The 13459-nt window shown below is 72.1% G+C and carries 14 protein-coding genes and 1 tRNA gene; 9 read left to right on the top strand and 6 right to left on the bottom strand.

All coding sequences use genetic code 11. The annotated features are described in order from the left end of the window. Positions 1-7: 7 nt before the first annotated feature. The 3 genes from H9622_RS12030 to H9622_RS12020 all read right to left on the bottom strand — a co-directional run bounded on the left by H9622_RS12030 (position 8) and on the right by H9622_RS12020 (position 4399). The gene (locus H9622_RS12030) at positions 8-1459 is read right to left on the bottom strand and encodes a CDP-glycerol glycerophosphotransferase family protein (RefSeq protein WP_191766665.1); all 1452 of its coding nucleotides are present in this window, start codon (positions 1457-1459) and stop codon (positions 8-10) included. Then, entirely contained in the window at positions 1456-2730 is a 1275-nt protein-coding gene (locus H9622_RS12025) for a CDP-glycerol glycerophosphotransferase family protein (RefSeq protein ID WP_191766664.1), read from the bottom strand. Before H9622_RS12025 ends, H9622_RS12030 begins: the two co-directional genes overlap by 4 nt. Positions 2731-2794: 64 nt before the next feature. Then, positions 2795-4399 (bottom strand): S1C family serine protease, encoded by a 1605-nt coding sequence (locus H9622_RS12020; protein ID WP_191766663.1) that lies wholly within the window; start codon positions 4397-4399, stop codon positions 2795-2797. A 119-nt stretch (positions 4400-4518) separates the two neighbouring features. Between H9622_RS12020 and H9622_RS12015 the strand changes: the two genes are divergently transcribed. Further along, on the top strand, positions 4519-5718 hold the full coding sequence (locus H9622_RS12015; RefSeq protein WP_191766662.1) for an aminotransferase class I/II-fold pyridoxal phosphate-dependent enzyme: 1200 nt from the start codon (positions 4519-4521) through the stop codon (positions 5716-5718). Between the two features lie 9 nt (positions 5719-5727). On the opposite strand, the gene H9622_RS12010 is transcribed toward H9622_RS12015, so the two are convergent. After that, positions 5728-6543, bottom strand: coding sequence for a carbon-nitrogen hydrolase family protein (locus H9622_RS12010; RefSeq protein WP_191766661.1), 816 nt, complete (start codon positions 6541-6543; stop codon positions 5728-5730). Next, complete coding sequence (locus tag H9622_RS12005) at positions 6540-7073, bottom strand: DUF6328 family protein (protein WP_191766660.1); 534 nt, start codon at positions 7071-7073, stop codon at positions 6540-6542. Before H9622_RS12005 ends, H9622_RS12010 begins: the two co-directional genes overlap by 4 nt. Positions 7074-7167: 94 nt before the next feature. On the opposite strand from H9622_RS12005, the gene H9622_RS12000 reads away from it, so the two are divergent. After that, positions 7168-7241 (top strand) — tRNA-Met (locus H9622_RS12000). A 58-nt stretch (positions 7242-7299) separates the two neighbouring features. On the opposite strand, the gene H9622_RS11995 is transcribed toward H9622_RS12000, so the two are convergent. Then, positions 7300-7770: a MarR family winged helix-turn-helix transcriptional regulator gene (locus tag H9622_RS11995; protein WP_191766659.1), complete on the bottom strand. Its 471-nt coding sequence runs from the start codon at positions 7768-7770 to the stop codon at positions 7300-7302. A gap of 79 nt (positions 7771-7849) precedes the next feature. On the opposite strand from H9622_RS11995, the gene idi reads away from it, so the two are divergent. The 7 genes from idi to H9622_RS11960 are packed head-to-tail and all read left to right on the top strand — an operon-like array spanning position 7850 to position 13428. Next, complete coding sequence (gene idi / locus H9622_RS11990) at positions 7850-8401, top strand: isopentenyl-diphosphate Delta-isomerase (RefSeq protein WP_191766658.1); 552 nt, start codon at positions 7850-7852, stop codon at positions 8399-8401. Further along, positions 8398-9453 carry a polyprenyl synthetase family protein gene (locus H9622_RS11985; protein ID WP_191766657.1) on the top strand — a complete coding sequence of 352 codons (1056 nt, stop codon included), beginning with the start codon at positions 8398-8400 and terminating at the stop codon, positions 9451-9453. The genes idi and H9622_RS11985 overlap by 4 nt, the downstream gene beginning before the upstream one ends. After that, complete coding sequence (locus H9622_RS11980; RefSeq protein ID WP_191766656.1) at positions 9450-10319, top strand: phytoene/squalene synthase family protein; 870 nt, start codon at positions 9450-9452, stop codon at positions 10317-10319. Before H9622_RS11985 ends, H9622_RS11980 begins: the two co-directional genes overlap by 4 nt. Further along, the gene (locus tag H9622_RS11975) at positions 10316-11890 is read left to right on the top strand and encodes a phytoene desaturase (protein WP_191766655.1); all 1575 of its coding nucleotides are present in this window, start codon (positions 10316-10318) and stop codon (positions 11888-11890) included. The genes H9622_RS11980 and H9622_RS11975 overlap by 4 nt, the downstream gene beginning before the upstream one ends. A gap of 1 nt (position 11891) precedes the next feature. After that, the gene (locus tag H9622_RS11970; protein WP_191766654.1) at positions 11892-12236 is read left to right on the top strand and encodes a lycopene cyclase domain-containing protein; all 345 of its coding nucleotides are present in this window, start codon (positions 11892-11894) and stop codon (positions 12234-12236) included. Continuing rightward, on the top strand, positions 12233-12538 hold the full coding sequence (locus H9622_RS11965) for a lycopene cyclase domain-containing protein (protein ID WP_191766653.1): 306 nt from the start codon (positions 12233-12235) through the stop codon (positions 12536-12538). Before H9622_RS11970 ends, H9622_RS11965 begins: the two co-directional genes overlap by 4 nt. After that, positions 12535-13428: a prenyltransferase gene (locus H9622_RS11960; protein WP_191766652.1), complete on the top strand. Its 894-nt coding sequence runs from the start codon at positions 12535-12537 to the stop codon at positions 13426-13428. The genes H9622_RS11965 and H9622_RS11960 overlap by 4 nt, the downstream gene beginning before the upstream one ends. The last annotated feature ends 31 nt before the right edge of the window (positions 13429-13459 follow it).

The raw sequence follows: 13459 nt of genomic DNA, 5'->3' as shown, positions 1-13459 counted from the left end.
CCTCGCGTCAACCGGCGTCGACGAAGCCCTGATCCAGGATGCGCGCCACGACGCGCTCGGCCGCATGCCCGTCGTCGCGCGCGTTGAACTTCTCCCGCCACCGCGCGTAGCTCATGACGTGCGCGGCGTCGGGTGCGGCCGACAGCGCCGCGACGAGCTCCTCCTGCGAGCGGACGACCGGGCCCGGCGCGTGCGCGGCGAGGTCGAAGTAGAAGCCGCGGAGTTCGCCGCGGTAGTGCTCCATGTCGGGCACCAGGAAGTACATCGGCTTGCCCGTGACGGAGAAGTCGAACATCACCGACGAGTAGTCGGTGATCAGCGCGTCCGCCGCCAGCAGCAGCAGGGACGTGTCAGGGAAGCCCGTCACGTCGATGACCCGCGGGCCCTCGGCATCCTTCCCCTGCTGCAGCGTGCGGGAGTGGCCGCGCACCAGCACCACCGCGTCGGCGGCGGCGGCGAGCTCGGCCGGGTCGACGAAGTCGACGATCTCGTCGCGGTCGTCGCGCCACGTCGGCGCGTACAGCAGCACGCGCTCGCCCTGGCGGATGCCGAGCGACATGCGGGTGGCCGCGCCGTCGCCGGTCACGAGCACGTCGTTGCGCGGGTACCCCTCGACCCAGACGGGCCGGGAGAGGAAGGCGTAGGCCTTGCCGAGGATCCGCGCCGCGTACGGGTTCTGCGCCAGCAGCACGTTCCACCGGCGCGACTCCCGCAGCACGGCGATCGCCCGCCGCGGGTCGAACCCGGGGCGATGGAGCGCGAGCCGCTTGAGCGGCGTGCCGTGCCAGGTCTGCAGCACGATCTGGCCCTTGCGCCGAGCGAAGCGCCTCCGCAGCCAGTCGTTCACCACGAGCAGGCGCGCCGAACCCCGGGCCCGCCACCACTCGGGACTGCCCTCGATGACGGGGACAGCGCCATCGGGGACGGCGACCGACAGGTCGACGACGCTCCAGTAGCGCGTCACACCGGGCGCCCGCCGGGCGAGCTCGCGGTCGATCGCGAGGGGGTTGCAGCTGGCGTTGCGGCCGTAGAAGCTCTCGAAGAACACCGCGTTCTCGAGCCGCGCGGCGCGATGCGCGTAGCGGCGCTCGAGGGCGTCCTGCCCCTCGCCCGAGTCGTACGCGGGATCGACGGGCGGACCGACGCGCAGCGTCCAGCGGTCCAGCGAAGCCCGCACCGTGCCGAGCTGCGCCAATGGCAGGGCCGCGGGCTCCGAGACCGCGGCGCCGTCCGCAGCGATCACGTGCACGTCGTAGTCGCCGGTCGGCAGTGGGAGCTCCGGCCCGCCCCAGCGGCGCGCGCGCAGCGGCAGCACGGCCCGCCAGGTCTTCCCACGACCCGTGAGCGCCGCCGTGACGCGCGCGCGACGGCCCACGAGTTCCACTGAGGCGGGACGAGGGCCTTCGCCCGACAGGACGAGCGCAGGCCCGCCGTCGGTCGTGAAGCGGGCGTCCGTCATCGTGGTCCTCTCTCGGCGGCGTCTTCGTGCGATCCGGCCAGGATCGCACGGTACACCCTTTCGGTATTGGCACCGTCCCGGAACGCGTGCACGCGGGCGCTGAGCGCCTGCGCCCGCCCGCGTCGCCGCTCCGCCTCCTCGTCGCGCGCGAGCACCGCGTCGAGCTGCGTGAGCGCGGCCGTCCAGTCGGGCGCCCAATCGTCGCCCGCGACGTCGGCGTAGCGCCCGTAGAAGCCGCGACGACGCCCGTACTCCTCGACGTCCGGCGCGAGGAACACCACCGGCAGGGGCACGAGCGCGCTGTCGAACACGAGGGATGAGTAGTCGGTGACCAGCACGTCGGCGCCGGGGAGCACCGGAGTCACGTCGGCGACGCGCTCGCTTCCGAGCATCCGCACCCGGTCGGTGCCCTGCGGTGGGCGGTACTCCCCCGCGCCGAGCGGATGCGACCGCACCAGCAGCACCGCATCGTGCTGCTCGAGCAGAGCCACGAGCGCGCGCCATTCGTCGGTCGACGGCACCGCCGGGTCGGCGGCGCCGTCGCGCCATGTCGGCGCGTACAGCACGATCCTCGACGCGTCGTCGATCGGGCCGACGGCGTCGGCGATCGCCCGCCGCGCGGACGCGCGCCGCTCGTCGGCGGTGCCGTGGGACAGCACGTCGACGCGGGGCTCGCCCGTCACGGGCACGCACTCGTCGGGGAGCGCGAAGGCCGACTCCAGCCGCCCTCGCACGGCGTGCGACGCGGCCGGGAGGATGCGGATGCGGCGGGCGGCTCCGCGGTACATCGCGCCGAGCAGGCGGCGCAGGACGCGGCCCAGCCGCAGGCGGGCGACCGCGCCGGGGACGCGCAACGTCTCGGGAGAGTCGAGCCCGATCCGCTTGAGCGGGATGCCGTGCCACAGCTGCACCACGAACGCCCCCGACACCGCATAGCGATTGACGTCGCCGAAGCCGTGCGTGACGACGACCACGCGGGCGCGCGCCGTGCGCCACAGGCCGCGCAGTGAGGACTTGCGCAGTGTCGGGATGCCGCGAGCCGCGGCATCCGTCTCCTCTCGGTCGCTCGCCACCAGCCACACCGCGCGGCGGCCGTCGGCAGCTGCGACATCCCACAGCGCAAGGGCCCCGTCGCCGATGCCTCCCCCGCAGCCGAACACCCACTCGTCGCGTGAGCGCGGGACGACGAGGGTCAGCATGCGTCCGGCGGCATAGAGCGGGATCGTCGCGAGCTTTCGCGCATTCCCCGCGCCGAACGAGAAGGACGCCATCCCGCGAGCCTAGCGTCCGCGCTGGCGGACCGGCTTCGCAGGATGGCGCCCTGAGCGTCGGGTTCTACTGCTGGAGCTCGCCGAGCGTGACGTCGACGGTCTTGGTCTCGCCGTCGCGGACGTACGTGACCGTCGCCTCGCTGCCGGCCGCGGCCGCACGCACCTGCGCGGTCAGATCCACCGCATCGGTGACGGGGACGCCGTTGAACGAGGTCACGACGTCGCCCTTGCGCAGACCGGCCTCGGCGGCCGCACCGCCCTCGACGGCCTCATCGATGTACGCGCCGGTGGTGGTGGCGCCTTCGACGGATGCCGCGGGCAGGACGTTCGCTCCGAGGAGACCGTGCGTCGCCTCGCCGTTCTCGATGATCTCGTCGGTGATGCGCTGGGCGATGTCGGACGGGATGGAGAAGCCGACGCCGATCGAGCCGGAGCCCTCCGACGAACCGCCGGCCGTTGCGATGGCGACGTTGATGCCGATCAGACGTCCTTCGTCGTCGACGAGCGCGCCACCGGAGTTGCCCGGGTTGATCGCCGCATCGGTCTGGATGACGGCGATGGAGATGGACCGGCCCGGCGTGCGCTGCTGCTGGCCCTGGCCGAAGTCGAACTGGAACGGGCTGCCCTGCTCGGGCGCCTGCTCGCCGTCCTCGCCCTCGTTCGCGTCGCCCGAGTCGGGCGCCGCCGACGAGGCGATCTCGATCGAGCGGTTCAGCGCGCTCACGATGCCGGTGGTGACGGTGTTGGCGAGGCCGAGCGGCGCACCGACGGCGATCGCCGTGTCGCCGACGTTCAAGTCGGACGACGAGGCGAACTCGATCGGCGTCAGGTCCTCGGCATCTTCGAGCTTGATGACGGCGAGGTCGTAGGTGGGGTCGGTGCCGACCACCGTGGCGTCGTACACGCGGCCGTCCGAGGTGGTCACGCGGATCGCCGCGTCGCCCGTGGCGCCGTCGAGGGTGACGACGTGCGTGTTCGTGACGACGTAGCCGTCCTCGGTCAGCACGACACCGGACCCGGTGCCCCCACCGCCGCTGCTCGTGGCCTGGATCGTGACGACGCTCGGCACGACCTTGGCGGCGATCGCGGTGGTCTGGTTGACCGCATCGGAGTCGTTGACGGTGACCGTGGCGGGGCCGGCCGCGGGCACGGTGCCGTCGGGTGCGAAGAGGTTCACGCCGGCGTACGCCCCGCCGAGACCTGCGGCACCGCCGACGATGGCCGCCGCGGCGATGAGACCGACGATCCTGCCGGCGCCGGTGGGCTTCTTCGGTCCGGTCGAAGCCGGCTTGCCGAGGGGGACGGTCGGCTGGGTGCCGGTCGCCGTCTGGCCGAACGCCGCGCCCTGCGGCTGCTGGCCGGCATAGCCCTGGGGGTACGCGGCGGGCTGGCCGGCGTATCCCTGCGGGCGGGCATAGGCCTGCTGGTGGACCGGGTAAACGGTGGGCGGGGCGGTCGGCGCCTGCTGGGCCTGCGGCGCGGGCGGCGCCTGCTGCGCTGCCCGCCAGGCCGCCGTGGTCGGCGGTGCGGGCACGGCCGGGGGCTGCGACGGCGCGGCGGGCGCGGGAGTCGTGGGGGTGGTCTCGGCCGAGGGGGCAGCGGGCGAGGGCTCGCCGGCCGCGTCGGCGGGGGTCTGATCTGCGGGGGCGTTGCCCTGGGTGTCGCTCATGATTGCTCCTTCTGGTGCCAAGCAAGGACCACATTGCCCATCGATGCTGTGCGTTTCTTATGCCGCCGATGGGACGGAACTATGCAATCCACCTGAGCGGGTCGAGTACCGTGAGTCCGATGCGACACATCCCCGGGGCATGGCACCGAGCGGCGACGGGCGCCGGACTCGTCAGCGCGGACGGATCCCTCCATCCCACCATCTTCGCCGAGATGTCGGCACTGGCGGCCCGCACCGGCGCGATCAACCTGGGCCAGGGCTTCCCGGACGAGGACGGCCCGGCCGAGGTGCTCGAGGCGGCGCGCGCGGCGATCAGCGGTGGGATGAACCAGTACCCGCCGGGGCGCGGCATCCCGGATCTCCTCTCCGCCGTCTCCGAGCACCAGCGCCGCTTCTACGGTCTGGCACTCGACCCCGCGGCCGAGGTGCTCGTGACGGCCGGCGCGACCGAGGCGCTCGCCGCGACGCTGCTCGCCCTCGTCGACGGGCCCGACGACGAAGTCGTGGTCTTCGAGCCCTATTACGACTCGTACGCGGCCGTCGTCGCGCTCGCCGGCGCCCGCCTGGTGACGGTGCCGCTGCGGTGGCCGGACTTCCAGCCCGACCTCGACGACCTGCGCCGGGCGGTCAGCGACCGCACGCGCGTGATCCTCGTCAACGACCCCCACAACCCGACGGGGGCGGTGTTCACGGCAGAGGTGCGCGACGAGGTCGTGCGTCTCGCGGAGCGCCACGACGCGCTCATCGTCACCGACGAGGTGTACGAGCATCTCGTCTTCGATGGGCCGCACGTGCCGATCGCCACGCTCCCGGGGGCCTACGAGCGCACCCTCACGATCTCGTCCGGCGGCAAGACCTTCTCGACGACGGGCTGGAAGATCGGCTGGGTCACGGGGCCGGCCGATCTGATCTCGGCGGTGCTCGCGGTGAAGCAGTTCCTCACCTACGTGAACGGCAGTGCGTTCCAGCCCGCGATCGCCGTCGGTGTCCGGCTCGGCGACGAGTTCTTCCGCGGGATCGCCCGCGACCTGCGCGACAAGCGCGACGTGCTCGGCGCCGGTCTGCGCGCGGCTGGCTTCGAGGTGTCGGTACCCGCCGGGTCGTACTTCACCGTCGCCGACGCCCGCGTTCTCGGAGCGACGGATGCCGCGGAGTTCTGCCGCGAGCTGCCGGAGCGCGCCGGCGTCGTCGCCATCCCGCTCACCGCGTTCGCCACGCCGGAGCACCGCAGCGACTACGCCACGCTCGTGCGATTCGCGGCGTGCAAGCGCGTGGAGGTCCTGGAGGAGGCGGCATCCCGTCTCGCCGTCCTCCGCTGACGGCGGCGGTCAGCCTTCGCGCGGCTTCACCGCAAGGCGACGCAGGCGCAGCGCGGGGTTGACGCGGCGCACGCGTTCGACAGCGGCGGGATCGAGGTGCGCGACGGCGACATCGGTCGCCGTGCCGACCGCGGCGAGCTCCACGCCCTGCGGGTCGACGATCATCGAGTTGCCGACGCCGAGCGGCGGCGGGTGATCGGCGGCGGCCACGAACACCGTGTTCTCGATCGCCCGTGCGTGCAGCAGGGTGCGCCAGTGGTGCTCCTTGAGCGGGCCGCGCACCCACTCCGCCGGCACGAGGAAGACGTCGGCACCCGCGTCGACCAGCAGCCGGCCCACCTCGGGGAAGCGCAGGTCGTAGCAGGTCATGAGGCCGAAGCGCAGGCCGCCGAGTTCGAATATCTCGGGGGTGCCGACAACGCCGGGCTCGACCCAGTCCGACTCGCGCTGGCCGAACGCGTCATAGAGGTGCAGCTTGCGATAGCTCGCCAGGAGCCCGCCGCCGTCCACCGCGACGACGGTGTTGCGCACGCGGCGCTCGTCGTCGGCGCGCTCGAGGAGTCCCGCCACGAGGTGCACGCCGTGCTGGGCGGCGATCTCGGTGAGCCGGCCGACGAACGGCCCGTCGACATCCTGCGCGTTCTCGGCCAGGGAGGCGTCGAAGGGGTCGACGAAGTAGCTGGAGTACTCGGGGAAGATCACGACCCGAGCACCGCGGCCCGCCGCCGTGGCGGTCAGCTGAGCGATGACGGCGAGGTTCGCCTCGGTGTCGGCTGCCGGGGAGAACTGGGCGACCGCGATCCCCAGGGAGTCGGCGGCGGTCATGAACGTCCCTTCCGGCCGACGCCGTCGCCGTCCCCGACGCGGGCTCGGATGATGGCGGGCGCAATGAGCCACAGCAGGATGATCAGCACGCTCAGGATCGCGAGCGCCGTCCACGCGGCCGCATCCCCGACGACCACGTCGAAGACGAAGGCCACCACGCCGACCACGAGGATCGACACCGTGAAGAGGGCTGTGATGAGGGCGGCGTGGCCGTACGTGACCACCGCCGCCTTGGCCCGCTGCTGGAAGAGCACCCGGTGGAGGGCCACCGGTGCGAGCGCGATGATGGCGCTCAGTGCCGAGATCACGACGAGTGTGAGATAGATCGTGCGCTGCCCTTCCGTCAGATCGGCGAAGGCCGGCTGGAAGGCGAGGGCGAGCAGGAAGCCGGTGAGGATCTGGGTGCCGGTCTGCAGGACGCGGAGTTCCTGCAGCACTTCATTCCAGTTGCGATCGGCCCGCTCCGTCGGGGTCTCGTCGCGGCCGTCGTCGAAGTCGTCGTGCGTGTCGTCGTCGCGCGGCGTTGCCATGCGTTCATCCTCGCGCCCCAGCGCGCCCAGCGGCAAGCGAACCCGCCCCGCGTCGCGACCCCCTCCGAAACCGTGCTAGGCTTTCTTCTTGTGCCGCGGGGTGGAGCAGCTCGGTAGCTCGCTGGGCTCATAACCCAGAGGTCGCAGGTTCAAATCCTGTCCCCGCAACAAGAAGAAGAAGGACCCTCCGGTTTCGGAGGGTCCTTCTTCCTTTCCCGGCAGGCGCTCACTCCCGGTGCAGGACGGCGCCGAGCTCGTCCAGGAACCGCGCGATGATGGCCAGTTCGTCGTCCGAGTACGTGGTCGCCACGCCCCGCATCGCCTGCAGCCGCTCACCGAAGTGGCGGAAGAACGCGCGGCGGGACTCGTCCGTGAGCACGATCACCCGAGCCCGCCGATCGCTCGGGTGCGGGCGGCGCTCCACGTGCCCGGAGGCGGTCAGCCGATCGAGCAGCTTCGTCGTCGACGCGGTGGAGATCTTCAGGTGCGCGGCCACATCGTGCGGGCTGACGGACTCCCCCCGCTGCTCACGCATGATCAGCATGCGCAGCGCGGAGAGATCGGACGCGTTCATGTCCATGTCGTCCTTCATCCCACCGTGCATGCGGTCCATGGCGTCGCTGAAGGCGCGCACCGCCTGGAGGACCTCCAGAACGGCCCTATCATGCGGGGACTGCGGATACCACTCGTGCGCCATGTGGACACCCCTTCCCTACCCTTGTATCATCGGCACACGCCAATCGCTAGCTAAACTAGCGAACTCCAAGGAGGATCCCATGACCGATGCCGACCACGTGGTGCTTCTCGATGACGAGGGCCGGGCGATCGGCACGGCTCCCAAGAGCAGCGTCCACGGCACTGACACGGCCCTCCACCTCGCCTTCTCCTGCCACGTCGTCAATCCCGACGGACTGGTGCTGGTGACGCGCCGGGCACTCGACAAGCAAGCCTGGCCCGGCGTCTGGAGCAACTCCTTCTGCGGCCACCCGAAGCCGGCTGAGCCCGTGCTCGCCGCCGTGCACCGCCGTGCCGAGTTCGAGCTGGGCATCACCCTCACCGACATCGAGCTCGCGCTGCCGCTCTTCCGCTACCGGGCCACCGATGCCAACGGCATCGTCGAGCACGAGGTGTGCCCGGTCTACACCGCGCTCACGTACGACGAGCCGGTCCTGAATCCACTCGAGGTGGTGGACGCCCGCTGGGTGGAGCCCGCCGAGCTCGCCGCATCCCTGCAGACGACCCCCTGGGCGTTCAGCCCCTGGCTCGTTCTGCAGGCCGAGCAGCTGCACCTCTTCGACACCGTCGCCCAGCGTCGTCGCGCATCATGATCACCCTGCCCCCCGATCCCCGCGTCGACGCGGCGATCGACGCCTCACTCGACCGCATCGTCACCCGCGCGAGAACTCTGGGCCCGGGATTCGGCGCACTGGGTGACGCCGTCGCGCGAGCGTCGCGCGGCGGCAAGCGCTTCCGCCCCGCCCTTGTCGCCGCCTCGTTCGGCGCCTTCGGCGGCGATCCGGATGCGACACCGAGCGTGTACCCCGTCGCCGCCGCGTTCGAGCTCCTGCACGCCGCCTTCGTCGTGCACGACGATGTGATCGACCACGACACCGAACGCCGCGGCATCCCGAACGTGGCCGGCGAGTTCCGCGAGCACGCCCGCGTGCAGGGAGCGGATGCCGCGGGCGCGGTGGTGCTCGGAGATGCGGCCGCGATCCTCGCCGGCGACCTCCTGCTGCACGAGGCCTTCCGCCTCGTCTCGTTCGCGGAGGTGGATCCGGTCGCGCGCGAGCAGCTTCAGGCGCTCCTCGACGACGCGGTCTACGTGTCGGCGGCCGGTGAACTGGCCGACGTGACGAACGCCGTCGTGCCCGAGCACGCCTCGCACGACGACATCCTCGACGCCGCGTTCAACAAGACGGCGGTGTACTCGTTCCAGGCGCCGCTGCAGGCCGGGGCGGTGCTGGCCGGCGCGGGCGACGAGGCCCGTGGCGTGCTCTCCGCCGCGGGCGGTTCGCTCGGCCTCGCATTCCAGCTGGTGGACGACCTCATCGGCGCCTTCGGCTCGGCCGAGCAGGCCGGCCGCGAGTCGGGCGGCGATCTGCGCGAGTCCAAGCGCACGCCGCTCGTCGCTCTCGCGCGCGAATCGTCGTCGTGGCCGAAGGTGAACGAAGCGCTCGCCGTCGCGCACACCGGCCCGATCGCCGTGCGTGAGGCGCAGGTCGCCCTCCTCGAGAGCGGGGCGCCCGTGCGCCTGCGCGGCCTGATCTCCGACACCCTCGATCAGGTGCGCACCGCCTCGCGCGACTCGGCGCTTCCGGCCGCGGTCGGATCGCTTCTCCGGGATCTCGCGGACGGCGTCGAGGGGCGCATCCCGTGACCGCGCATGAGACGGGCCTCGACCTGTACGACCGCACGGCTCGGGATGCCGCGGCCACCGTCATCTCGCGCTACTCGACGTCATTCAGCCTGGCCTGCCGCCTGCTCGGCCCGCGGCCGCGGCCGCACGTGCGCTCCGTCTACGCTCTCGTGCGCGTCGCCGACGAGATCGTGGACGGCCCCGCCGAAGCCGCCGGGCTCTCCCCCGAGGAGGCGGGAGCGGTCCTCGACGCCCTGGAGGTGGAGACCCTCTCGGCCGTCGAGCTCGGCTTCAGCGCGAACCTGGTGGTGCACGCGTTCGCCCGGACCGCGCGGGAGTGCGGCATCGACGGCGAGCTCATCCGTCCCTTCTTCGCCTCGATGCGCACCGACCTCTCGACGAGCCGTCACGACGACGCGTCGCACGACGCCTATGTGTACGGCTCCGCGGAGGTCGTCGGCCTGATGTGCCTGCAGGTGTTCGTGAACGCGGGGGCGCCGCATCCGCTCACCCCCTCCGCGGAGCTGGTCGACGGTGCACGACGCCTGGGCGCCGCGTTCCAGGACGTCAATTTCCTGCGCGACCTCGACCACGACGCGTCCGCGCTCGGTCGCGACTACCTCGGCCTGGAGTCCGGCGGGGTCTCGCGCGCCGCAGTCCTCGACCGCATCGATGCCGACCTCGCGGCCGCCGCGGCCGTCATCCCGAAGCTTCCCGCCGACTGCCGCCGCGCGGTGACCGCCGCGCACGACCTGTTCGCCGAGCTCTCCACGCGGCTCCGCCGCTCCACCGCGCCAGGAGGGCGTGTACGCGTGCCCGACCCGGTCAAGGCCCGGCTCGCCGCGCGAGCCTGGCTGGGCTTCGCTCCGCGCGAGGTGCGCGCATGAGCGGCGGCGCAGGGCCCCTCACGCCCCGGCGCGCGGTGGTGGTGGGCGGCGGCATCGCCGGACTCGCCACCGCTGCCCTTCTCGGCGCCGAAGGGTGGAGCGTCACGGTCTTCGAGGCGCGAGACGTCGTCGGCGGCCGCGCGGGGTCGTGGGATCAGGACGGCTTCCGGTTCGACACCGGACCGAGCTGGTACCTCATGCCGGAGGTGTTCGACCATTTCTTCCGCCTGCTGGGCACCAGCGCCGAGCAGGAACTCGACCTCGTGCCGCTCGACCCGGCCTATCGCGTGTACTCCGACCCTGCCACCGGACGCGCGCCGCTCGACGTGCACTCGGGCAGGGAGGCCGCGACCGCCCTCTTCGAGAGCGTCGAGCCGGGAGCCGGGGCGAAGCTGAGCGCCTACCTGGACTCGGCGGGCGACGCCTACGAGCTCGCCGTCACGCGCTTCCTGTACGACACCTACGAGACGACGGCGGGTCTGCGCGACCCCGCCCTGCTCCGCCGCGTGCCGCAGCTCGCGCCGCTGCTCACCCGCAGCCTCGCCTCTCACGTCGATCGCAGGTTCACCGACCCGCGGCTGCGCCAGATCCTGGGGTATCCGGCCGTGTTCCTGGGCGGGTCGCCGTACGGAGTGCCGAGCCTGTACCACCTGATGAGCCACCTCGACCTCGATGAGGGCGTGCTCTACCCGCGCGGCGGGTTCGTCGAGATCATCCGCGCGATCGAGCGCCTGGCCGAGGCATCCGGAGCCGTCATCGAGACCGGCGCCCGCGTCGTCTCGATCGACACGAGCGGTGCCACCGCGACCGGCGTCGTGCTCGCCGACGGGCGCCGCGTCGAGGCCGACCTCGTCGTGTCGGCGGCCGACCTGCACCACACCGAGACCGCGCTCGTGGCGCCCGAGCTGCAGAGCTACCCCGAGTCGTGGTGGGCCAGGAAGGAACCCAGCCCCGGGGCACTCCTCCTGCTGCTGGGCGTCGAGGGGTCCCTCCCCCAGCTCGCGCACCACACGCTCCTCTTCACCGACGACTGGCGCTCGAACTTCGACGACATCTTCGGCGCGCATCCGCGCATCTCCGACCCGGCGTCGCTGTACGTCTGCCGTCCCAGTGCCACCGACCCGACCGTCGCGCCCGCCGGGCACGAGAACCTGTTCGTCCTCGTCCCCGTGCCGGCCGACCCGGCGCTCGGCCACGGCGGAGAGAGCGGCGACGGTGACGCACGCATCGAGACGGCAGCCGACCGCGTGATCGAGCAGCTGGCGTCGTGGTGCGACATCCCCGACCTGGCGGACCGCATCGTCGTGCGCCGCACGATCGCCCCGGGAGACTTCGCCGCCGATCTCAACGCGTGGCGCGGCAACGCGCTCGGCCTCGCGCACACGCTCGGGCAGAGTGCGATGTTCCGTCCGCGCAACGTATCGCGCAAGGTGGCGGGGCTCTCCTACGCGGGCGGCTCGGCCCTGCCCGGCATCGGCCTGCCGATGTGCCTCATCTCTGCGGAGCTCGTCGTGAAGCGGCTGCGGGGCGATCGCACCCCAGGACCGCTCGCCGAACCCGCGAGGGTGTGACGTGCCGGGACTGTACCTGGCCGCGATCCTCGTCTCGGCCGCCGGCGTCGCGCTCCTGGATCGCCGCTGGCGGCTCGCCGCGTGGGCGGCTCCCGGTCGCACCGCGGCGGCCGTCGCCATCGGCACGGCGTTCTTCGTCGCTTGGGACGCGGTCGGGATCGCCACCGGGGTGTTCGTGAAGGGGGACAGCCCGCTGCTGATCGGCGTCGATCTCGCGCCGCACCTCCCCCTCGAGGAGCCGTTCTTCCTCGCCTTCCTCTGCTACCTTGCGCTCGTCCTGCACGCGGGCGCCGGGCGGGTGCTCGATCGTCGCGCGGAGCGTCTGGATCGGCAGGAGGCGACGTGACCTATGCGCTGATCGTCCTGCCGTTCGCCGTCGTCACGGCGGCGGTCGTGGCCGCGACCGCCCGACGGCCGCGCTTCGGGAGGCGCATGGCGGCGTCGGGCCTGGCCGCCGCCGCGCTCATCCTGCTCACCGCGGTGTTCGACAACCTGATGATCGCGGCGGGCCTCTTCACGTATCCGTCCGAGCACCTCAGCGGCCTGCGCATCGGGCTGGCTCCGATCGAGGACTTCTCGTACGCCGTGTGCGCGGCCTTCCTCCTTCCCGCCGTCTTGACTCTGCTGACGCCGAAGGAGCGGGCATGACCGATGCACGACCCCTGCGCACGGGCGCGGTGATCCGCGAGCTGTTCGTCTCGTCGCGACCGGTGAGCTGGATCAACACCGCGTATCCGTTCGCGGCGGCGTACCTGCTCACCACCCGCGAGATCGACGTCACGCTGGTGATCGGCGCGATCTTCTTCCTCATCCCGTACAACCTCGCGATGTACGGGATCAACGACGTGTTCGACTACGAGTCCGACCTGCGCAATCCGCGCAAGGGCGGCGCGCACGGCGCGGTGCTCGACCGGCGCATGCACCCGATCACGCTGTGGGCGGCCGGCCTGTCGTGCCTGCCCTTCGTCGTCTACCTCGTGATCGTCGGCTCCCCCGCGTCGTGGGCGGTGCTCGCGGCGAGCCTCTTCTTCGTCGTGTTCTACAGCGCGCCGCCGCTGCGACTGAAGGAGGTTCCCTTCGCGGACTCGCTGACGAGCAGCATCCACTTCTTCTCCCCCGCCGTGTACGGGCTCGTGCTCGCCGGAGCCGAGTGGACCTGGCAGCTCGCCGCCGTCATCGTGGCGTTCGCCCTGTGGGGCGTGGCCTCGCATGCGTTCGGCGCGGTGCAGGACGTCGAAGCCGACCGCGCGGCGGGGATCTCGTCTATCGCGACGGCTCGCGGTGCGCGCTGGACCGTCTGGTTCGCCCTGGCCTGCTACGCCGGATCGGGCATCGTCGTGCTGCTGGCGGCCTGGCCAGGTCCGCTCGCCGCCCTCGTGGTGCTCCCGTACCTCGTCACCGTGTGGCCCTACCGCGGCGTGACCGACGAGACCGCCGACACCGCCACGCGTGGCTGGGACCGCTTCCTGTGGCTCAACCAGTTCGCCGGGTTCGTCGTCACCCTGCTGCTGATCTGGTTCTGGCTTCTCACCGACTGACCGATCTTCGTTCCAGCACGCCGGAGGCCGG

Source organism: Microbacterium gallinarum (genome assembly GCF_014837165.1).
In the GTDB taxonomy this organism is placed as follows: Bacteria; Actinomycetota; Actinomycetes; order Actinomycetales; family Microbacteriaceae; genus Microbacterium; species Microbacterium gallinarum.
This window is presented reverse-complemented; position numbering and strand designations above follow the sequence as displayed.